General features: G+C 66.4%; 19 protein-coding genes and 1 other RNA gene. 4 read left to right on the plus strand and 16 right to left on the minus strand.

What is annotated here, in order from left to right:
* Positions 1-30: 30 nt before the first annotated feature.
* The 5 genes from AC3ARF_RS07890 to hrcA form a co-directional block, all read right to left on the minus strand.
* Positions 31-2,151, minus strand: coding sequence for a DUF1631 family protein (locus tag AC3ARF_RS07890; protein WP_498926785.1), 2,121 nt, complete (start codon positions 2,149-2,151; stop codon positions 31-33).
* Between the two features lie 168 nt (positions 2,152-2,319).
* Complete coding sequence (dnaJ, locus tag AC3ARF_RS07895; protein WP_498926787.1) at positions 2,320-3,450, minus strand: molecular chaperone DnaJ; 1,131 nt, start codon at positions 3,448-3,450, stop codon at positions 2,320-2,322.
* Positions 3,451-3,602: 152 nt separating this feature from the next.
* Positions 3,603-5,519, minus strand: a complete 1,917-nt coding sequence (dnaK, locus tag AC3ARF_RS07900; protein ID WP_498926789.1) for a molecular chaperone DnaK — start codon at positions 5,517-5,519, stop codon at positions 3,603-3,605.
* A 102-nt stretch (positions 5,520-5,621) separates the two neighbouring features.
* A complete protein-coding gene (gene grpE, locus AC3ARF_RS07905) occupies positions 5,622-6,152 on the minus strand; it encodes a nucleotide exchange factor GrpE (protein WP_498931809.1) in 531 nt (176 codons plus the stop codon).
* Positions 6,153-6,251: 99 nt separating this feature from the next.
* Positions 6,252-7,301: a heat-inducible transcriptional repressor HrcA gene (gene hrcA / locus AC3ARF_RS07910; protein ID WP_498926791.1), complete on the minus strand. Its 1,050-nt coding sequence runs from the start codon at positions 7,299-7,301 to the stop codon at positions 6,252-6,254.
* Between the two features lie 199 nt (positions 7,302-7,500).
* Between hrcA and recN the strand changes: the two genes are divergently transcribed.
* On the plus strand, positions 7,501-9,168 hold the full coding sequence (gene recN / locus AC3ARF_RS07915; RefSeq protein ID WP_498926793.1) for a DNA repair protein RecN: 1,668 nt from the start codon (positions 7,501-7,503) through the stop codon (positions 9,166-9,168).
* Between the two features lie 64 nt (positions 9,169-9,232).
* Here recN and fur read toward each other — a convergent pair whose 3' ends face one another.
* Entirely contained in the window at positions 9,233-9,637 is a 405-nt protein-coding gene (gene fur / locus AC3ARF_RS07920; protein ID WP_036133315.1) for a ferric iron uptake transcriptional regulator, read from the minus strand.
* 89 nt (positions 9,638-9,726) lie between these two features.
* On the opposite strand from fur, the gene AC3ARF_RS07925 reads away from it, so the two are divergent.
* Positions 9,727-10,116, plus strand: coding sequence for an outer membrane protein assembly factor BamE (locus tag AC3ARF_RS07925; protein ID WP_498926795.1), 390 nt, complete (start codon positions 9,727-9,729; stop codon positions 10,114-10,116).
* Positions 10,117-10,175: 59 nt separating this feature from the next.
* On the opposite strand, the gene AC3ARF_RS07930 is transcribed toward AC3ARF_RS07925, so the two are convergent.
* On the minus strand, positions 10,176-10,394 hold the full coding sequence (locus AC3ARF_RS07930) for an RnfH family protein (RefSeq protein ID WP_498926797.1): 219 nt from the start codon (positions 10,392-10,394) through the stop codon (positions 10,176-10,178).
* A 47-nt stretch (positions 10,395-10,441) separates the two neighbouring features.
* Positions 10,442-10,876, minus strand: a complete 435-nt coding sequence (locus AC3ARF_RS07935; RefSeq protein ID WP_498926798.1) for a type II toxin-antitoxin system RatA family toxin — start codon at positions 10,874-10,876, stop codon at positions 10,442-10,444.
* Positions 10,877-10,920: 44 nt separating this feature from the next.
* Here AC3ARF_RS07935 and smpB point away from each other — a divergent pair, with 44 nt between their 5' ends.
* Entirely contained in the window at positions 10,921-11,430 is a 510-nt protein-coding gene (gene smpB / locus AC3ARF_RS07940) for an SsrA-binding protein SmpB (protein ID WP_498926800.1), read from the plus strand.
* A 42-nt stretch (positions 11,431-11,472) separates the two neighbouring features.
* Here smpB and AC3ARF_RS07945 read toward each other — a convergent pair whose 3' ends face one another.
* Entirely contained in the window at positions 11,473-13,662 is a 2,190-nt protein-coding gene (locus tag AC3ARF_RS07945) for a CHASE domain-containing protein (protein ID WP_498926802.1), read from the minus strand.
* 128 nt (positions 13,663-13,790) lie between these two features.
* Between AC3ARF_RS07945 and ssrA the strand changes: the two genes are divergently transcribed.
* Positions 13,791-14,144, plus strand: a transfer-messenger RNA (tmRNA) gene (ssrA, locus tag AC3ARF_RS07950).
* A 184-nt stretch (positions 14,145-14,328) separates the two neighbouring features.
* On the opposite strand, the gene AC3ARF_RS07955 is transcribed toward ssrA, so the two are convergent.
* From AC3ARF_RS07955 to rpsF, 7 genes are all read right to left on the minus strand, one after another.
* Complete coding sequence (locus tag AC3ARF_RS07955) at positions 14,329-15,024, minus strand: YiaD family glycine zipper/OmpA-like lipoprotein (protein ID WP_498926804.1); 696 nt, start codon at positions 15,022-15,024, stop codon at positions 14,329-14,331.
* Between the two features lie 84 nt (positions 15,025-15,108).
* Complete coding sequence (locus AC3ARF_RS07960) at positions 15,109-16,524, minus strand: WS/DGAT/MGAT family O-acyltransferase (protein WP_498926806.1); 1,416 nt, start codon at positions 16,522-16,524, stop codon at positions 15,109-15,111.
* Between the two features lie 110 nt (positions 16,525-16,634).
* Positions 16,635-18,059 (minus strand): cryptochrome/photolyase family protein, encoded by a 1,425-nt coding sequence (locus AC3ARF_RS07965; RefSeq protein WP_498926808.1) that lies wholly within the window; start codon positions 18,057-18,059, stop codon positions 16,635-16,637.
* A 59-nt stretch (positions 18,060-18,118) separates the two neighbouring features.
* Positions 18,119-19,531, minus strand: coding sequence for a replicative DNA helicase (locus AC3ARF_RS07970; protein WP_498926809.1), 1,413 nt, complete (start codon positions 19,529-19,531; stop codon positions 18,119-18,121).
* 257 nt (positions 19,532-19,788) lie between these two features.
* Positions 19,789-20,241: a 50S ribosomal protein L9 gene (gene rplI / locus AC3ARF_RS07975; RefSeq protein WP_498926811.1), complete on the minus strand. Its 453-nt coding sequence runs from the start codon at positions 20,239-20,241 to the stop codon at positions 19,789-19,791.
* A 135-nt stretch (positions 20,242-20,376) separates the two neighbouring features.
* Complete coding sequence (rpsR, locus tag AC3ARF_RS07980; RefSeq protein WP_036136221.1) at positions 20,377-20,607, minus strand: 30S ribosomal protein S18; 231 nt, start codon at positions 20,605-20,607, stop codon at positions 20,377-20,379.
* An 11-nt stretch (positions 20,608-20,618) separates the two neighbouring features.
* Positions 20,619-21,050, minus strand: coding sequence for a 30S ribosomal protein S6 (rpsF, locus tag AC3ARF_RS07985; RefSeq protein WP_498926816.1), 432 nt, complete (start codon positions 21,048-21,050; stop codon positions 20,619-20,621).
* Positions 21,051-21,188: the final 138 nt, after the last annotated feature.

Raw genomic sequence — 21,188 nt, forward strand, 5'->3', positions numbered from 1 at the left:
TCCACCACAGCCGTCACCCGGGACAACGGATTACGCCACCGTCGGCGCCTCAGCCTGCAAACGCCCCATCACTTGGCGCATCGAATCCTCAAACGCGTTGTCGACACCGCGCAACGCCATGCGACCCGCCTTGACCATCGCCGCCAGCTCTTCGGCGGAAGCGACCAGCACACGGATGCCACGCCGGTTGACGAAGAGCAACCGGGCGGAGATCGGACTGACCCAGGACACCTTGGCAGGTTCACTGCGGCCGCTTTCGGACGTCAACTGCACCCAACTGCCAATCTCCAGCGCACGAATCTGGTCGGCCATCTCGGCGTCGAAGTCCAAGGCGGCCCCCTGCGTGACAGGCACGAGCAACGGCTCCACCACCGGTGGCGGTGGTGCGGGGATTGGCGGCGGTGTGGGCAGGGTCTGCTGCTCGGCGCTGACGTCGCCTTCGGCGATGCGTGCCAGCGTGTGGTGCAACGCCGCCAGGGTTTCTTCCGCGGCATGGCCCACGCAGCCTGAGCTTTCCAGGATGGCCGAAAGCGCCGCCCGCTCAAGCGGGGGTAGCCGCTCCGGGGGGGCGCCCAACTCCGCATGGTCGAAACTGACCAGCAGCCCCATGACCGCACGCATCGCGTCGGTATAACGCGGCGAGGCCTGACCGTCGCGCAGGATCACCTGGGTGAGATGGTGGGTCGCGTAGTGCGACAGGAACTCCCCCAACGCCGGGGGCAGTTCACGACCGCTGCGTTGAACCACGATGTCCGTGGCCGCGATCTCGCGGGCCTGCTCCAGCCGCTCGCGGCCTCGCTGCGCCTCGGCAGCCCGCTTTTCCGCAAGCTCCATGCGCTTGCGGTGCTGGTCCATGTAGCTGCGAAGCTCCTGCTCCAGCGTCTCGAAGATCGCAAGATCTTCGTTGTACTCAGCGACCACGCGCTCCACCACGCCGTCGACCTGATCAAGCAACTGGCGCTCTTGTGGCCCTTCCCCGTGGTTGCCTTCGCAGGCCTCGGCCACGGCGTTCAGCAGGCGCCGCGCCGGATGGCCCTTGTAGAGGAACATGCGGCGGTCCTTCACTGCCACCCGCACGTAGGGCACGAGTAGCCGTCCAATCTTGCGGCGTGCTTCGGGCTCGAAGTCACGCTCGTCCATGAGGACGTCGAACAGCATCCCGACCAGGTCGACGGCATCCTCGTCGGCGGCCCCCAGGCCGGTGTCTTGTCCTGCCATCCCCAGACGCTGCGCGGTCGCCAGCAACTCGCGGCGGAGCTGGTCAGCGAGGGACACGCCCTCATCGTCCAGCGCCAGTGCCAATCCGGCCGGCGGCTGCTGCTGCATCCGGTGCAGGACGCTCATCACGTCGCTTGTCGGCATGGGCGCACCCTGCCCGCCCGCCATCGCACGCCCGCCTTCCTGCCCGCCCAGGCGCTGACGCCAGCCCTGCAACAAGCCCACCAGACTGTTGAAGAAGGCGGAATCACTGCCCCCCATGCCGGAAGCGTCGTCGGACGCATGGACGGCCTTTTCCGATGCAGCGGCAGCAGCCTTATGGGCATCAGGTTTCGGTTTGGGCGTCGGGGCTTCCAGGCTGGGCAGGATGCCCGCTGACGCCAAGCGTTCATTCATGCGCGCATAGACGTTGTGCAGCGCTTCGCCCAGCTCCCGCTCATAGAACTTGAGCAGGGCAATAGCCACGTTGGGCGTGAGGTCGCTGCCGCGCATGCCTTCGCGAATGGCCTTCGCCAGTGCCTTGGGACCCGCCGGATTGTCTCCCCCCGGCAGCGAGGCGCGTGCAGCCAATGCTGCCATGCGGGCATCCAGCGCGGCCAACGCCTGCGCATGCAGCCGCGCAATGTTGTCGATGAGCTGTTCGTCGGCCAGCTGCTGCTGGAGGTCTTCCTCTTCCACCAGGCGCAGCACTACTTCGGCGCCTCCCTCGACCGCGGACATACCACTGAAGGCGCGAAAACCAGCGGCGGCGGACTGTGCGAAGCCTTGGGCGATCTGGCCGCGGACGCGACGCAGGTCGCGCAACGCGGTCAGCTCTACCCCATCAGCCCCCACCTGTGCCCGGTCGAAGAGAAAGTCATCCGTGCGCCGCAGCGCGGATTCGATGACTTCATTGAGGGCCTCAATGCAGAGGTGCTGCAGCCCGAAGACCATCTGGTGAGGATCCGTCCCCACCCCCCGTGCACTCTGCTCAAACGTGGCGGTCGACATCATCGGGGCTCGCAATTCCATTGGGCCATTTATATCCGCTTCACGGAAATTTATCGGCCGGCAGGACAACGTCCCTTTCCGATTCCTTGACGGAATCGACAATCCGCTGACTCAGGACGTCATGCGATCCCAAAACCCCTTGACGCCGTCAATGAAGGTGGATGATCGTGGTGAGTGTCGTCGTGCGTCCTCGCCCGAGAATGTAGCTTCGAATTTCTCCAGCAGCTCGCGCTGTTCCGCCGTGAGATTGACCGGCGTTTCCACCGCCACCCGGCAGTACAGATCGCCCGGCTTGCGGCTACGGACCGACTTCACGCCTTTGTCGCGCAGCCGGAACAGCTTGCCACTCTGGGTCTCTGCCGGGATGCGCAACTCGACCTCCCCGCCAAGCGTCGGCACGCGGATGGTGTCGCCCAGCGCGGCCTGCGAGATGCGAATCGGCACCTCGCAGTGCAGGTCGTCGCCGTCACGCTGGAAGATGTCGTGCTCCCGCACGCGGACTTCCACGTACAGGTCGCCCGGCGGCGTTCCGGTGGGACCGGCCTCGCCCTCGCCCGCCAACCGGATGCGGTCGCCGTTGTCCACCCCGGCCGGAATCCTGACCTGCAGGGTCTTGGTACGCTCCATCCGCCCCTGGCCATGGCAGTCACCGCAGGGGTTGGCGATTGTCTGGCCGCGCCCACCGCAATGCGGACACGCCTGCTGCATGGAAAAGATGCCGCGCTGGAAGCGGACCTGGCCGCGCCCGTGGCAGGTACTGCAGGTCTCGACTTTGCCGTCGGCCGAACCGCTGCCGTGGCAGCTATCGCACTCGTCCAGCGTCGGCACTTCAATCTGCTTTTCGACGCCGCCGACGGCCTCCTCCAGCGACAGCTCCATCACGTAGCCGACATCCGCACCACGTCGCGGCCCGCGGGGACCACCGCCGCCGCCACCAAAGATGTTGCCGAATATGTCGCCGAATATATCGCCCATGTCGGCGTAGCCTGGCCCACCCGCTCCGCCGCCCATGCCGTGCTCGAACGCGGCGTGGCCGTGCTGGTCGTACATGCGCCGCTTGGACGCATCCGAGAGCACCTCATAGGCCTCCTTGCATTCCTTGAAGGATTCTTCGGCGGCCTTGTCACCCGGGTTGCGGTCCGGATGGTATTTCATCGCACAGCGTCGATACGCCTTCTTCAGCTCGTCTTCGCTGGCGTTGCGGGCCACGCCCAGGACTTCGTAGTAATCGCGCTTGCTCATGTGCGGCTTGGGTTCCCCTGCCCGCCACGGCCGGCAGGACTGACATAGGTTGCAAACAACGAGGGCCCGGGACCGCAACGCGAACCCGAACCCTCATCCGGCTCCCCCGGCCGCGGACACCCGCGGGCGCCACGGGGCGAGGGTGTTCCGGCTTACTTCTTGTCGTCTTCCTTTACTTCGGTGAACTCGGCGTCGACCACATCGTCTCCGGCCTTGCCACCGCCAGCGGCAGCACCCGCCTCACCCGGCTGCGCAGCCTGCGCCGCGGCAAACAGACCTTGGGCCGCTTCTTCCAGCGCCTTCGACTTGGCCTCGATCTGGCCCTTGTCGTCGCCCTTCATCGCGGTCTCGAGCTCGGCAATGGCGCCCTCGGCGCGGCCGATCACGTCGCCCGGCACCTTTTCGCCATTTTCCTTGATAGTGTTGCGGGTCATGTGGATCAGGCCGTCGGCGTGGTTGCGGGCCTGGACCAGCTCGTGGAACTTCTGGTCTTCCTCGCGGTGCGCCTCGGCGTCCTGGACCATCTTGTTGATCTCGTCCTCGGACAGGCCCGAACCGGCCTTGATCTCGACCTTCTGTTCCTTGCCGGTCTTCTTGTCCTTGGCGGTCACGTGCACGATGCCGTTGGCGTCGATGTCGAACGACACCTCCACCTGGGGCATGCCACGCGGCGCGGGCTCGATGCCCGACAGGTCGAAGCGGGCCAGCGACTTGTTGTAGCGGGCCTGCTCGCGTTCACCCTGCAGCACGTGCACGGTCACCGCGGACTGGTTGTCCTCGGCGGTCGAGAAGGTCTGCGACGCCTTGGTCGGGATCGTGGTGTTCTTCTCGATGATCTTGGTCATGACGCCGCCCAGGGTCTCGATGCCCAGGCTCAGCGGGGTCACGTCCAGCAGCAGCACGTCCTTGACGTCGCCCTGCAGCACGCCGCCCTGGATCGCGGCACCCACGGCCACCGCCTCGTCAGGGTTGACGTCCTTGCGCGGCTCCTTGCCGAAGAACTCGGCCACCGCCGCCTGCACCTTCGGCATGCGGGTCTGGCCACCAACCAGGATCACCTCGGTCACGTCGCTGGCGCGCAGGCCGGCGTCGTTGAGAGCGGTGCGGCACGGCTCGATGGTGCGCTTGACCAGGTCCTCGACCAGCGACTCCAGCTTGGCGCGGGTCAGCTTGATGTTGAGGTGCTTGGGCCCGCTCGCATCGGCGGTCACGTACGGCAGGTTGACCTCGGTCTGCTGCGCGCTGGACAACTCGATCTTGGCGCGCTCCGCCGAGTCCTTCAGGCGCTGCAGGGCCAGCGGATCCTTGCGCAGGTCGATGCCCTGGTCCTTGAGGAATTCCTCGACCAGATAATCGATGACGCGCGCGTCGAAGTCCTCGCCACCCAGGAAGGTGTCGCCGTTGGTGGCAAGCACCTCGACCTGCATCTCGCCGTCGACCGAGGCGATTTCGATGATCGACACGTCGAAGGTGCCGCCACCCAGGTCGTACACGGCCACCTTGCGGTCACCGCCCTTCTTGTCCATGCCGTAGGCCAGCGCGGCCGCGGTCGGCTCATTGATGATGCGCTTGACGTCCAGGCCCGCGATCTTGCCCGCGTCCTTGGTCGCCTGGCGCTGGCTGTCGTTGAAGTACGCCGGGACGGTGATGACGGCTTCGGTGACCGCCTCGCCCAGGTAGGCCTCGGCGGTCTTCTTCATCTTGGCCAGCACCTCGGCCGAGACCTGCTGCGGCGCCATCTTCTTGCCTTCGGCGGTCTGCACCCAGGCGTCGCCATTGTCGTGCTGGATGATGCCGTAGGGGACGAGGTTGATGTCCTTCTGCACTTCGGCGTCGGTGAACTTGCGGCCAATCAGGCGCTTCACCGCGAAGAAGGTGTTCTTGGGGTTGGTCACCGCCTGGCGCTTGGCCGAGGCGCCGACGAGCACTTCGCCATCCTTGGTGAACGCGACGATCGACGGCGTGGTGCGGTCGCCCTCGGCGTTCTCGATGACCTTGACGTTGCCGCCCTCCATGATCGCCACGCACGAGTTGGTCGTGCCGAGGTCGATGCCGATGATCTTGCCCATGGTGTTTCCCTCTCGATTCTTTGACTTGGGGGCGGCCTGGCCGCCGATGGTCGCTATCTGGGGTCGCCGGAAACCACTTCAAGCGTCCGGCGACGGATTGGTTCAGGCGTCCTTGGCCACCACGACCAGCGCGGGGCGCAGCAGGCGCTCGTTGAGGAGCCAGCCCTTCTGGTAGACCTGCACGACATGGCCCGGCGCGTGCTCCGCGCTGTCGACCATGCTCATGGCCTGGTGGTGCTCGGGATTGAACGGCTGGCCGGCGGGGTCCACCGCCACGAGGCCGTTGTCTGACGCCACCTTGAGCAGTTGCTTGAGGGTCAGTTCCATCCCGTCGCGCAAGGCGCTTGCCTCGTTGCCGCTGACGGATAACCCGGCTTCGAGGCTGTCAATCACTGGCAGAAGCTCGCCGAGCAGGCGTTCGTTGGCAAATTTGCGCGCCATCTCCACGTCGCGGGTCAGGCGCTTGCGCTGGTTGTCGAGCTCAGCGCGCTCGCGGAGGGCGTCTTCGGCCACCTTGGCCAGTTCGGCCTTGAGTGCCTCGATCTGTGTATCCATGGCGTCGAGCGGTTCGGCGCCTGCCGCGCTGCCGGCGGCCTCGGCCTGGTTGGGGTCGGTCTGGTGTTCGTTGTTGATCATGCCTGGCGGTTCCCTGCGTAGAACGGACGCGCCCAACCTGCACGGAAGTGCGCAACAGCCCTGCTATGGGGCCCGCGCCCGGGGCTTTCAAGCCGCCTAGCCCAGGTCGGGCTGGATTGCCGCACCCAATGCGTCTGCCGCCGCCTGGACCACCGGGATGACCCGTTCGTAGGCCATGCGCGTGGGGCCAATGACGCCCAGCACACCCAGCACCCGCCCGCCCGAGGTATAGGGCGCGGTCACCAGCGACACGCCTTCGAGCGGGGCCAACCCGGTCTCCTCGCCGATGAAGATGCGTACGCCCGGCGCCTGTACCGTGCGCTCCAGCAACTGCAGGATCTCCCGCTTGCGGGCGAAGGCCTCGAACAGTTCCCGCAGGCGATCCACGTCCGAGAGCTCCTGCACGCCCATGAGCCGGGTCTGCCCGGCCACGACCATGTCGTCCCCGCCCGGCACCAGCACCTGCTCGGCCAGTTCCACCGACTGCGCCAGCAACGTCTCCATCTCGGCCCGGGCACTGCGCAGCTCGCGCAGGAGGGTGGCGCGGATGTCGACCACCGTGCGCCCGGCGAAATGGGTGTTGAGGTAGTTGGCCACGCGCTCCAGTTCACCGGAGTCGTAGGGCCTTCGGGTCTGGATGATGCGGTTCTGCACGTCGTTGTCGGCCAGGACCACGATGGCCAGGACCCGCTGCGCATCGATCGGCACGAACCCGATCCGGCGGAAGGCGAACTGGGCCCGGTTGGGGACACTGACCACCCCCACGAAATGGGTCATGGCCGACAGCAGCTCAGAGGCGCTGCCCAAGAGGGCCTGCGTGCCGGAACCGGCCGGCAGCTCGCTGCGCAGGCGCGAGACCTCGCCCTCGGGCAATGGGGAGACCTGCAGGAGCGAGTCCACGAACAGCCGGTACCCCTGCGCGGTGGGTACGCGACCGGCGGAGGTGTGCGGTGCACTCAGCAGGCCTACGTCCTCCAGGTCAGCGAGGATGTTGCGAATGGTCGCGGGGCTGACGTCCAGCCCCGCGTGCCGCGCCAGTGTCTGGGACCCCACCGGCTCGCCGCTCTGGATGTAACGACCAATCAGCGTGCGCAGCAACTGCCGGGCGCGCGGGTCGAGTACGGGGTCGGCAGGGCGGCGGCTCATGCAATTGGTATAAGCGCCCGGCCCGCGGCGCGCAAGCGAATGTCATCCCGACGCACGAAGCATTGGGGACTTGGGCGGGGCACACCACCGTCCGCTTCAAGCTGGGCCCCGCCAGTCTCGCCCCGTGAGAAGCGCCCATGCCAACGTGCGGTCGCCCCCCGCTTGGCCCAACGCCCCGCACCCGGCACAATCGCCCCGCATGCTTACCCACCTTTCCATCAAGCAATTCGCCGTCGTCACCGAAGCCGAGCTGGCATTCGGCCCCGGCTTGACCGTCATCTCCGGCGAGACCGGCGCCGGCAAATCCCTGCTGGTCGATGCGCTCGGGCTCATCTCCGGGCTCCGCGCCGACAGTGGCGTCGTCCGTCACGGAGCCGAGCGCGCCGAACTGGTGGCCGATTTCACGCTCGAGGACACGCCGGCAGCCGTCGCCTGGTTGCGCGAAAACGAGCTTGACGAGGACGATGGCTGCCAGATCCGCCGCGTAATCCGTGCCGACGGCGGCTCGAAGGCCTGGATCAACGGCCGACCGGTCACCCTGTCGCAGCTGGTCGACCTGGCCGGGCGGCTGGTGGAGATCCACGGGCAGCACGAACACCAGGCCCTGATGTCCAAGCCCAGCCAGCTGGCGCTGCTGGACGCCTTTGGGCGCACCGAGACACCCCGCGCCGCGGTTGCGGCCGCCGCCCGTCAGTGGAGCGGGCTGCTGCAGGAACGCGACGCCCTCTCGGCGCGCGGCGATGTCACCGAACGGACGGCATGGCTGGAACACCAGTTTGCCGAACTCGATCGCGAGACCCTGGATGCCGCGACGATCGCCAAGCTGCAGGCGGATCACCGCCGTCTGGCACACGCCACCGACCTCATCACCGCCTGCGAAGGGACCTTCGCGCGCCTGGGCGGTGACGAGGGCCCGTCACTCACCCGCCAGCTGCAACAAGCCCGCCACGACCTGCAGCGGGTGTCCGAGCACGAACCGCGCCTGCTGGATATCGACGCCCTGCTCGACAACGCCGTCATCCAGATCGACGAGGCCCTGGTGCTGCTCGACCGCGTCCGGAGCGATCTGGAGCTGGACCCGGACGTCTTTGAAGGTTTGGAACGCCGCCTGGGCCGACTGCACGAGCTCGCCCGCAAGCACCGGGTCACGCCTGAGCAACTCGCGGCCCACCGCGACAGTCTGGCGGAAGAGTTGGAGGTGCTGCGCACCGCTGGAGAGCGCGTGCTCCAGCTCGACGCCGAAATCGACACGGCCAAGGCCGACTGGCAACGCGCCGCCGCCTACCTGAGCGATGCCCGCCGCCAGGCAGCAGAAACCCTGTCCGAGGCCACCACCGCCCTGATCGCGGAGCTGGGCATGGGGGGCGGCCGATTCAACGTGGCGCTGGAGCCGACCGACACCGAACGCCCTGACCCCAACGGCGCCGAACGCGTGGAATTCCTCGTCGCCGCCAATCCCGGGCAGCCGGCCCGTCCGCTGCGCAAGGTGGCATCGGGCGGCGAACTGTCGCGCATTTCACTGGCCATCGAAGTCGCCGCACTTGGCCTCGATGCCGTGCAGACCATGGTGTTCGACGAAGTGGATTCCGGCATCGGCGGCGCGGTGGCCGACATAGTGGGCCAGAAGCTGCGCGCATTGGGCGCCAGCCGCCAGGTGCTGTGCGTCACCCATCTGCCTCAGGTGGCGGCCAAGGGCCACGCGCATTACCGGGTCAGCAAGGCGGCCAGCGAAGGCATCACCCGCAGCGCCGTGCAACGCCTCGACGCCAAGGCCCGCGAAGAGGAACTCGCGCGCATGCTCGGGGGCGTGGAACTCACCAAGGAAGCGCGCGCCGCCGCCAAACGCCTGCTGGCAGACGTCAACTGAGTCGTCCCCCACGCCATGGGGACAACGCCGGTCGTCGTAGGGCGCGGGATGGCGGCGGAGGCTGTCAGCCCCGCTTCTTGCGCACGTACAGCACCAGCGAGTGCGCCTCGATCTCGTAGCCGTACTTGGCCGCGATCTTGTGCTGCAGCGCTTCGATCTCGTCGCTCTCGAACTCGATGATCTTGCCCGTGTCCACGTCCACCATGTGGTCGTGGTGGTCGCCGCGATCCAACTCGTAGACCGACTGGCCGGCTTCGAAATTGTGTTTGAGCACCAGTCCCGCCGCCTCGAACTGGGTCAGCACCCGGTACACCGTGGCCAGGCCGATGTCCTCGCCCTGCTCCAACAGGTGCCGGTAAATGTCTTCAGCGGTCATGTGCCGCGGCTTTGCCTGCTCCAACAGCTGCAGGATGCGCAGGCGCGGGTGTGTCACTTTCAAACCGGCATTGCGCAGGTCTTGCGATTCCATGTCGTCTCCATGAACGGACGGCACGCGGCGGGCGCGCAAACTTCCCTTCAGTGTATCATCGGGGCGATATCCGCCTCCCGCGAAACCCAATGCGAAAGCTTGTACTGCTTCTTACCGTCGCCCTCGCCACCTCTGGCTGCGGCATCGTTTACCGCCAGCCGATCTACCAGGGCAACCTGCTGGAGCAAAGCGCGGTCGAGCAGCTGCAGGTGGGCATGAGCAAGCAGCAGGTCCAGCTGTTGCTGGGCACGCCGTCGATCACCGACCCCCACAGCCAGAACCGTTGGGACTACACCGCCACCCAGCGCGTTGGCCGACTGGCCCGCACGGAGAAGAAGAACCTCACCGTCTACTTCGAGGGCGATGCCGTCACCCGCTGGGAAGGCGACTACTTCCCGGAGCAGGATGAGGAACTGGCCAAGGCCGCGCGCAAGCAGTTCGGGCCCAACCTGGCCAAGGACAAGAAGAAGGGTCGCTGACCGCTTCCGCAGTCAGGGAAACTTCCCGAGGGGGCCGCATGCTGCGGCCCCTTCTGCTTTCAACGCCTTTTCAGCGGCCGAGCTTCGGCCCGCTTGCGCCGGGCCAGCTTGGGGTCCACGGTAAGGGCACGCAGCAACTCGACCCGGTCACCCTCGGCCAATGCCGCATCCGGGGACGACTTTGCCCCGAACACCGCATAACCGGTCACTTCCGCGTCCGCGGACCAACCGGCGGCCACCACCGCATCGTGTACGCAGCTGCCCGGGGCCAGCGACACCTCGACCTCCTCATGGCGTCGGGGCCACGCACGGACCACCCGCACCTTCACGCGGCGTCACCCCTATCTGCGACCCGCACGAAGTCGTCCACCATCCGGTCCGCCAGGCTCTGGAAGCCGACCGCCATCGCCGCCCCCAGCAGCTTTACCGCCGGCTCGAAATCCAGGGTCAGGGTCACCTTGCACGCCGATTCGTCCAGGGAGTGGAACTCCCAGCGCCCCCCCAGCTTGCGGAACGGCCCGTCGATCAGCCGCATGTCGATGTGGTGCGGCGGGACCAGTGTGTTCTCGGTCATGAACCACGTCCGCAGCCCGCCCATCCGCAGGTCGAGCCGGGCTACCTTGCGGCCCTCGCCCTCCTCCAGCACCTGCGCGCCTTCACACCAGTCAAACCGCCGCGGATAGGCAGCGACATCGTTGACCAGCGCGAACATGCGCGCGGCGGAATGCTCTACAAGTGCGGTTCGGCGGATGGAAGTCATGGGGTGGTCGCCTGTCGGCCCCACTTTCGGGGACAATAGGCGCAATGGCAAAGAACAATGGCAAGACCGGCAAGGATAAGGCAAAGGGCGCGGGTGGCGGCACCATCGCGTCCAACAGGCGTGCCCGCCACGACTACTACCTTGAGCAGAAGTTCGAGGCAGGGCTGGCCCTGCAGGGCTGGGAGCTGAAGTCCATCCGCGCCGGCCGCGCCAACATCGGCGAGAGCTACGCCCACATCCGCGACGGCGAGATGTACCTCCACAACGCGCAGATCACCCCGCTGATCTCCGCTTCCACGCACGTGGTGGCCGACGAGCGCCGCACGCGCAAGCTGCTGCTGCACCGGAACGAGATCGACAACCTGATCGGCCGCATCCAGCGCGAGGGTTATACCGTGGTGCCCACGTCGCTGTACTGGAAGGGCAACAAGGTCAAGATCGAGATCTGCCTGGCCAAGGGCAAGCAAGCGCACGACAAGCGCGACGCCAGCAAGGAACGCGACTGGCAGCGCGAAAAGCAGCGGGTGATGCGGCGGCACAACAAGGACGCGTGACGGGCGCGCAGGGTGCCCGTCGCCCGTGCCAGCCGCGCATTGTCAGTTGTGGGCGACGATGGCCGGCAGCGTGAAGTAGAAGGTCGCGCCCTCGCCTTCGCGGCCTTCGGCGCGGACCTCACCCCCATGGCGCTCAACGATGCGCTTGACCGAGGCGAGGCCAATACCATGGCCTGCAAATTCCTCCTGGCGGTGTAGCCGCTGGAACGGCCGGAACAGCTTGTCGGCGTACTCCTGGGTGAAGCCGGCACCGTTGTCCCTGACGTAGAACTCCACCATGCCTTCATCCACGCCCGTGATGCCGATCTCGACGCGCGCATTCTCGCGGTCGCGAGTGAACTTCCACGCATTGCCCAGTACGTTGCCCAACAGGTTTCGGACCAACGCCGCATCCCCTTCCACGGCCATGTCCGGGGCGATTACCACATCCACTTTGCGCTCCGGCGTTGCCAGGCGCAGTTCCTCCACCACCTCGGCAGCGATGCGGCTCACGTCCAACCGCTCAAGACGCATCTCGCCCCGGCCCACGCGCGACATCTTCAGCAGCGCGTCGATCAGCTCACCCATGCGCGAAGCGGCCCTGCGCACCCGGCTGAGGTAATCGACCCCCTCCTCGTCCAGCACTCTGGCGTAGCGCTCCGCCAGAATCCGGCTGAAACCGTCAATGGCGCGCAACGGTGCGCGCAGGTCATGGGAGACGCTGTAGGCGAAGGCCTCAAGCTCCTGGTTGGCCTGGCTCAGCTCACGGGTACGCAGCGCGACGCGAGCTTCAAGCGTGCGATTGAGCGCATGCACCCGTGCCTCGGCGCGCACCCGCTCGGTGATGTCCTCCACCTGCACCAGCCCGGTCACGTCCTGGCCGATGTTGCCGGGGATCGGCGAGAAGGTCAGTTGCACTTCGCGTACGTCGCCGTCCTGCCGGACGATCTGCCGGTTGGTACGACGGATGCCGTGCTCGTCAACCGTTTCGGTGGCGTCGCCTTCGGCAAACAACGACGAAAGCATAGTGCCCAACAGCGAATCGCTATCGCGCTTGACAATCTTGGCCAGCGCGGCGTTCGCGCCGACGATTCGTTCTTCACGGTCCAGCAGCGCCTTGCCAATGGCCGAATGTTCCACGGCGATGCGGAATCGCTCCTCGCTGCGGCGGAAATCTTCCGTCATTCGTTCAGCGAGCGCCTGCGCACGCGACTGCGTCCTCACCAGGATGGATGCCACGGCATACATCAACAGAGAAACCAGCACACCGAGCGCACCGGTCCAATAAAGGCTGCGCAGTTGGGGCGCCGCCTGCGCCATGGGTCCGGACTGGAAGTCGAACCGCCAACGACGTCCGTACAGGTCCAACTCAAGGACATGCTCGAACGCGGCCTCCGCATCCCCCGACTCCACCGCGGTGGCGAAAACGGGTCGGTCGACAGCGTCGGAAACGTCCGCAATGCGGAAGCTCAACTGTGGCCCCCCGTCCAACTCGCCCAGCGAGGCACGAACGAAGGGGTCCGCGCGTAGCGGCACGTAAACCCAGCCCAGGAGCGCTTCGCGGCGGCCTTCCCGAGACTTGGGCTCGATGCCACCCAAATACACGGGCACGTAAATCAACATGCCCACTCCTGGCTGGTTGCCGTCCTGGATGAGGTGGACCGGCCCGGTCAGTCGGGGACTCGCCGTTTCCGCCGCGTCGGCCATGGCGCGATGGCGCTGCGCCTCGGCGTACATGTCGAACCCCACGGCGTCAGCATTCACCTGCGTCCGGGGTTCCAGATAGAGCACCGGGCCATACTGCGGGCGGACTCCTCGTGGCCGGATCTCCAGGCGTCCATAGCCCGAGTCCATCCACTCGCGCTGCAGCACCAGCATCTGGGCCTGGCTCACGTAGCCCGCAAAGCCCAACCCCACCATTGCCGGGAAACGCCGGTCGATCTCCAGTTGATCCACGTACGCCCGCCATTGCTGGGGAGTGGGACGGGCAATCGACGCAAACAACGAGGAGCCACCCAGCAGGACCAGCTCATACTTGACCATCCGCTGGCGGACCCGCTCCGCCACTGCCTCGGCGTCCTGGACGAACGCCCGGCGCGATACTTCCAGCTCCCGCTGGTATGCGACGCGCCACAGCGCGATTACGATGCCCAGCGATCCCAACAATACCGCCAATGCCAACAGGTGCGCCCGGGGGCCGGTTTGCCAGCGGAGTCCACGGTCCTTCCCGGACGCAGCATCGATTGAAGTCATGCGCGGGAGCATACCTCGGGGACGTGGAGGGCGTGTCACGTGAACGGCGGCCGCACGCTGTCAATCCCCCCCTTGAGTACTGCCGGTCCGCCCCTATACTGGCGGTGTCAGCGATGTTGGCTGTCCCCGGGGGTGCACTGGCTTCGACGGGGGTTGCAAAGTCGCCTGGCGCATGCCGAGGGGGTAGCTTTCCTCGTAAATCCAGCTGCAAAACTCTAGTTGCCAACGACGACAACTACGCTCTCGCCGCTTAAGGCGTAAGCCCCGAAACTGCTTGTGTCCGTGCTCGCAGCGTAGGGTCATCATCACGGAATCGCCGGGGGTGGCCGCCTGTCAGCCCCTGGTTAACCCAAAGCAGGCTGGTCCTTGGGCGCGCTTTGCACACCGTGCTGCCCCGGGACGAGATCTAACGGTGAGCTAAGCATGTAGTGCCGGGGATGGAGTGCCTTCGGACGGCGGTTCGATTCCGCCCACCTCCACCAACACAAACCCCAGTCGGAAACGACTGGGGTTTTTCTTTGGCGGACACCGCCTCCCGGCGGACTTGGGGCGACCGGCCCGGAGGCGCGCCCAGGGCCCATGAATCTCTCCCCAAGAATTCCGCCCAAAGAAAACGGGCCACCTCGCGGCAGCCCGTCTTCAACCGGATCCTGTGACGCCGTTCTATTACGAACGCAGCGGCACCAGGGTGATCTCGACACGGCGGTTCTGGGCACGGCCGGCCTCGGTGTCGTTGCTGGCCACGGGGCGAGTCTCGCCGGCGCCAACCAGGATGAAGCGGTCGCGCATGAGGCCCTTGCCCATCAGGTAGTTGCCCACGGCCGCGGCGCGGCGCTCGGACAACTGCTGGTTGTAGCTGTCGGTACCGACGCTGTCGGTGTGGCCAGCGACTTCAACGATGGTCTGGTTATATTCCTGCAGGGTGGCGGCGACGTCGTTAAGAACCGGGTAGAACTGCGGCTGCAGGTCGGAACGGTCGAAGCCGAAGGTGATGTTGCTCGGCATGTTCAGCGTGATGTTGTCGCCGTTACGCACCACTTCGACGCCGGTGCCTGCCATCTTCTCGCGCAGGGCGCGTTCCTGGCGGTCCTGGTAGTTGCCGATCGCGCCACCGGCCAGGCCGCCGACGCCCGCACCGACCAGGGCCCGCTGGCGGCGCTCGGTGGCGTCATCGCCAGACAGCAGGCCGGCGACGGCGCCCACGGCCGCGCCGATCAGAGCGCCCTTCTTGGTACGGCTCATGCCCTCCTGGTCCGTGGTACCGGCGCTGCCGTAGGCGCTGCCGCCAGCAGTGGTGGCGCAGCCCGCGAGCATGGCGGAGGAAAGAGCAGCGGCGAGCGCGATCTTGAGCGAGGTATTCATGAGGGTCATTCCTTGGGGGTGTAGAGGACGGGCTCAAGCTAAACACGCCCCCGTCAGGAACGGGTGAGGACCGGACGGGCCTGTTCAGGTTACGGCAGGAATCAGCTGGGCGGCGCTTTCGGCGTCCAATCGGTGCTCCCAACTGCCCATCAGCGACAGATAGAGCAGCTTGTCGAACTCGCCGCCAAATCGCTGGATGACATTGTCGGGATCCGGGATCAGCTTGGCGTCGGCGATGATTCCGAAGTGGACACGCCCGTTGTAGCTGAGGATGGAAATGCCCACGCCGACCGAGCCGGTCTGGGGTACCCAGAACATCATCTCCCGCAGCAGGCACCCCGCCATGTACAGCGGCTGCTGGGGTCCGGGCACGTTGGTGGCCACTGCCGACGCCTTGCGGCTGAACAGGTCCAGGGCCAGGCCCAGCAGGACCGACGGCGCCATGCCGAGTGCAGCGAGCAGGCCGTAGGTCACGATAGCCTGGCGCGAGCTCTTGAGCGCGCCCATCGACTCCGCTACCCGTTCGAGACGACGGATGGGGTTGCCCTCACCCACCGGCAGATCCAGGAAGACGAGTCCGAAGTGGTTTCCGAGCTTCCTGGCGTGCTCGAGCGGCCGCAGGTTCACCGGTACGGTGGCACGCAGGGTCAGGCCGTCGACGCAATCGCCGCGTTCGATCATGTAACTGCGCAACGCGCCTGCTGCCGTGGCCATGAGTACGTCGTTGACCGTGCATTCGCAGGCGCGCCCGACCGCCTTGACCTCTTCCAGGTCGAGCGGCTCGGCCCAGGCCACCCGCTTGCTGACCCCCAGGGGGCCGCGCAGGAGTGAGGGCGGGTCATCCGACAGGGCCACGGCATGCACCAGCTCGCGGGCAATTTCGCCGCCCTCCTTGGCCAGCACGGCAGCGAGGCTCGGGTCGCGGTACATCTCCATGCCCTTCTCCACCGCGCGCGTGCCCAACTGCACGTAACGGTCCACCGCGCCCACCCGCCGCGCGACATGGGCGTGGTCGTGCTTCAGCCAGGCGGCGTGCAGTTCCTCGCCGGCGGTCGGTTCGCGCGTGGTGTCGGTAAGCGAGAGCAATACCTGCACCAGCGCGATGCCATCGGCATAACTGTGGTGGATGCGCGCTACCAGCGCAGAGCCGCCGCGGTAGCGCTCCACCAGCTGGAACTGCCACAGCGGCCTGCCGTGGTCGAGCGGGCTGGACGCCAGCTGGCTGACGAAGCGCTCCATCGAGCGTTTGTCACCGCGCCCTGGCAGCGCGGCCGCCTGGACATGCCAGTCCAGGTCGAAGTCGCGGTCGGGCACCCAGGAGGCGCCGGTTGGCGTGTCCACCGCCTTCTGCTTGAAACGGCGATAGGCGAGGAAGCGCTGCTTCACCACTTTGCGCAACTGCTCGATGTCCATCCGTTCGGCGAACATCAGCACGCCGGTGATCATCATCGGGTTGGTGGGCTGCTCCATGCGCAGCCACGCGGTGTCCACCTTGGACATGCTCTCCGCACGCGGCCCTTTGGGCCTGCGCGCACGCTGCTTGGGCGCCGCTGTGGCCATGCAACCCTCCCGTGGTCTGCTGCGAGTGAATCATGCAGCCGCGAGTAGCGTCAACGCGACGCGCGAAGGGCCCCGTAGGCACCCAAGGCCGCGTCGCGGCCCGCAGCGAGGTCCACGAGCGGGTGCGGCGGGTACTCGGGTGCCAGACGCGCAGCCACGGCACGATCGGTCCAGGGGGCAAAACGTAATGCCACTGGCAGCTTGGCAAGTTCCGGGACCCAGCGGGTGATGTAGCGCGCATCCGGGTCGAAACGAGTGGCCTGCGTCACCGGGTTGAACACTCGGAAGTACGGGGCGGCGTCCGCGCCCGTCCCGGCCACCCATTGCCAGCCCAGGGTGTTGTTCGCCAGGTCCGCGTCGACCAGCGTGTCCCAAAACCAGCGCGCGCCTTCCAGCCAGTGCGCACGCATGTGCTTGGTCAGGTAGCTGCCGACGATCATGCGCACCCGGTTGTGCATCCAGCCGGTGGCCCACAGCTCGCGCAGGCCGGCGTCGACGATGGGCACGCCGGTGTTTCCATTGCGCCAACGCTCCAGCGTCTCTTCGCGCAGGTTCGCCCAGGCAAACCGGTCGAACGCCGGATTGAAGTTGTGCTGGGCAGAGTGCGGAAAATGATGCAACAGGTGGTGCGCGAATTCGCGCCAGCCAAGTTCGCGCAGCCAGGCATCGGCGCCTGCGGCCGACGCTGCCGAGCGCGCCGACTGGATGGTCGCTGCCAGTCGCCAAGGAGAGATTTCGCCAAAATGCAGGTGTGGCGACAGTCGGGAGGTGCCTACCTGGTCAGGACGGTCGCGGCTGTCTGCATAACCCTGCAATGCGCCGTCGACGAAAACCTCGAGCGCCGCATGGGCACCGGCTTCGCCGGGTGTCCATTCGTCCCAGAACGGCACATCCCAACGCGGCTTGGGCACGAGCCCGAGCGCCGCCAGCGGCACCCCCGCTGGGCCAGCGTTCGCTTCAGCAAGTGATTCCGGGGCATCCCAGAGCGTTTCGCTCCGCCACTGCGCCTGCGCCGCTCGCCAGAAGGGCGTGAACACCTTGAACGGACCGCCCTGCTTGGTGCGCACCGCCCACGGTTCGAACAACAGGCTGCCGTTGAAGCTTTCCACCCGCAGGCCTTGCGCGCGCAGGGCCTGCTTGATGCCGGTATCACGCTGCTCGATGGCGGGCTCATAGCGCCGGTTCCAGAACACGGCCTCCGCGCCACTGGCCGCGACCACCGCCTGGAGGATCGCCAGGCTGGGCCCATGAAACGTGCGCAGGTGCGTGCCGCGGCGGCGCAGGTCCGCGTCCAACGCCGCCAAGGACTGGTGGCGCCAGGCAAGGCTGGCCGCGCCGGGAGCCCAGGGGAACTCTTCCTCAGGCGCATGGATGTAAAGCGGCAGCGGCGTGTACCCGGCGTCCAGCGCGGCCCGTAGTGCCGGGTTGTCGGCCAGGCGCAGGTCGTTGCGGAACCACACCAGCGCGATGGGCATCGTCGTCGGCTTCCAGGTCGGGGTGGCTCATTCTGCCAGAGCGGCATGCACCCCTTGCGCTATTCGAAGCTGCCCATCGAGTCGTGCGAAAGGTTGTCGAAACGCGTGTATTCACCGAAGAACTTGAGCTTGATCGAGCCGGTCGGGCCCGAACGCTGCTTGCCGATGATGACTTCGGCCAATCCCTTGTCCGGCGAGTTTTCCTTGTTGTAGTAGTCGTCGCGGTAGATGAAGACGATCATGTCCGCGTCCTGCTCGATTGCGCCCGACTCGCGCAGGTCGGCCATCACCGGGCGCTTGTCGGCGCGCGTCTCCAGCGAGCGGTTGAGCTGCGACAGCGCGATCACCGGGACCTGCAGTTCCTTGGCCAGGCCCTTGAGCGAGCGCGAGATCTCCGAGATTTCCGTCGCGCGGTTCTCGTTGTTGCCGGGCACGGACATCAGCTGCAGGTAGTCGATCACGATCAGGCCGAGGCCGTGCTCGCGCTTGAGCCGTCGCGCCTTGGCGGCGAGCTTGACCGGCGACAGCCCGGGCTCGTCGTCGATGAAGATCTTCACTTCCTTGAGCTGGCGGATCGCGCTGGTGACGCGGCTCCAGTCCTCGTCCTCCAACTGGCCGGTGCGAAGTCGCTGCGCGTTGACGCGCCCCACCGACGAAATCAGGCGCAGCGCCAGCTGGCTGGCCGACATTTCCATCGAGAACACCGCCACCGGCAGCTTGCTCTTGAACGCGGCGAATTCCGCCATGTTCAGGGCCAGTGTGGTCTTGCCCATCGCCGGGCGCGCCGCGAGGATGATCAGGTCGGTCTTCTGCAGGCCGGCGGTCAGTTCATCGAATTCGGTATAGCCCGTCGGCAGGCCGGTCACGCTGCCGCCACTGGCGTAGCGGGTCTGCAGCACGTCGAAGGCCTCGACCAGCGCCTTCTGCACGTCGACGAAGTCCGTGCGGCCAGCCGAGCGCGACTGGGCGATGGCCAGCACTTCCTTCTCGGCCTCCTCCAGGATCATGTCGCTGTCGCGGCCGTCGGGCTGGAAGCCGTCGTTGACGATGTTGGTGCCGACATCGATCAGCTGCCGCAGCACCGCCTTGTCGCGCACGATGTCGGCATAGGCCACGATGTTGGCCGCGCTCGGCGTCGTCGAGGCCAGTTCGATAAGGTAGGCGCCACCAGCGACCTGTTCGGACAGGCCCATTGACTCGAACCACTCGCCCAAGGTCACCGCGTCGAAAGGCTTGCTCTTCTGCGCGAGCTCGGCGATGGCGCGGTAGATCAGCTGGTGGTCGCGGCGATAGAAATCGTTATCGTTGAGCTGGTCAGCGATTCGGTCGTAGGCGTTGGGGTCCAGCATGAGGCCGCCGAGCACGGCCTGCTCGGCCTCGACCGATTGCGGAGGTACCCGCAACTGGTCCATGCGCTGGTCGGAACGGGTCTCGAACCGCTTGTCGTTGCGGAAACCGGGACGGGCGCTCATGGCTGGTGCATTCCCCTGGGCTGGGCCGTCTGCGCGGCCTTGATCATGTAACGGTCTGCCATCCTATGCGGGATGGCCGCAAAGCGGTGGGTGTAACTCTGTGGATATCCCGGTATATCGCGGCCCGGGTCCTGCCCAGGCAATCGCATGGTCGCGTCTCATTGCCTGCGACGACACCTATACCGGCCGTCGCCCAGGCCCCAAAACGCGAAGGGCGCCTTGCGGCGCCCTCCGGCAGCACAGCCTGGATCGGTGGATCAGGCGGCTTCGGCTTCGACGACCACCTTGACGGTGGTCTCGACGTCGGCGTGCAGGTGGACCAGCACGTCGTACTCGCCGATGTGGCGGATGGCGCCCTCGCCCATGATGACTTCGGACTTGGCGACTTCGTAGCCGTGCTTGGTCAGCGCGTCGGCGATGTCACGGGTGGTGACCGAGCCGTACAGCTTGCCTTCGGTGGCGGCGTTGGCGCGGATGGTCACCGACACGCCTTCCAGCTTGGCCTTGCGGGCTTCGGCGTTGTCATGGATGGACTTGGCCTTCGCTTCGTAATCGGCGCGCTTGGCTTCGAACTCCGCCAGGTTGGCGGCGGTGGCCGGCACGGCCTTGCCCTGCGGCACGAGGAAGTTGCGGCCGTAGCCCGGCTTGACGGTGACGGTATCGCCCAGGCCGCCGAGGTTGGTGACCTTCTGCAGGAGGATCAGCTTCATGGTGTTGCTCCGGATTCGTTAGCAGGGCGTCGCCCTGCAGCAATGCTGTTGTCCGAATGGGTGGTCGGGGTGACTGCGAGCCCGTGGCTCGCAACCACCCCAACGCCCACGGGTCATGCCCGCGGGCCGCACCAATCAGACGTTGTGGTTGTCGGTGTACGGGATCAGGGCCAGGAAGCGCGCGCGCTTGATCGCGGTCGACAGCTGGCGCTGGTACTTCGACTTGGTGCCGGTGACGCGGCTCGGGACGATCTTGCCGGTCTCGGTCAGGTACTGGCGCAGGGTGTTGAGATCCTTGTAATCGATCTCCTTGACGCCCTCGGCGGTGAACTTGCAGAACTTGCGGCGGCGAAAGAACTTGGACATGTCAGTGATCCTCAGGCGGCTTCGGCGTTGTCGTCGGTGGACTCGTCGGCGGCAGGGCCGGCGTCGGTGCCTTCGTCGTCACGGCGGCGGCGCTCGCCGCGCTCGGGCTTGTCACCCTTTTCGTCCTTGAACTTCATGATCAGGGACTGCTCGGTGTCAGCCTCGTCACGCTTCATGACCAGGTGGCGCAGGACGGCGTCGTTGAAACGGAAACCGTCGACCAGTTCGTTCAGCACGCTCTGGTTGCATTCGATGTTCAGCAGCACATAGTGCGCCTTGACCAGGTTCTCGATCGGGTAGGCCAGCTGGCGACGACCCCAGTCTTCCAGACGGTGGACCTTGCCCTCGCCGCTCTCGATCAGGCCCTTGTAGCGCTCGATCATGGCCGGGACCTGTTCGCTCTGGTCCGGGTGGACCAGGAACACGACTTCGTAATGACGCATGGTGTTGTTCCTTGTGGATGAAGACCGGCGGAGGCCGGTCTGTTCAGCCCTCCGCCACCTTTCGCATCGGGTGGATGCCGGGCGCGGTAGGGCAAGGGGCTCCCGCAGCCAAGCCGCGAGAGCCGGAAAGTATGGCAG

The organism is Lysobacter sp. KACC 24251, assembly GCF_057747755.1.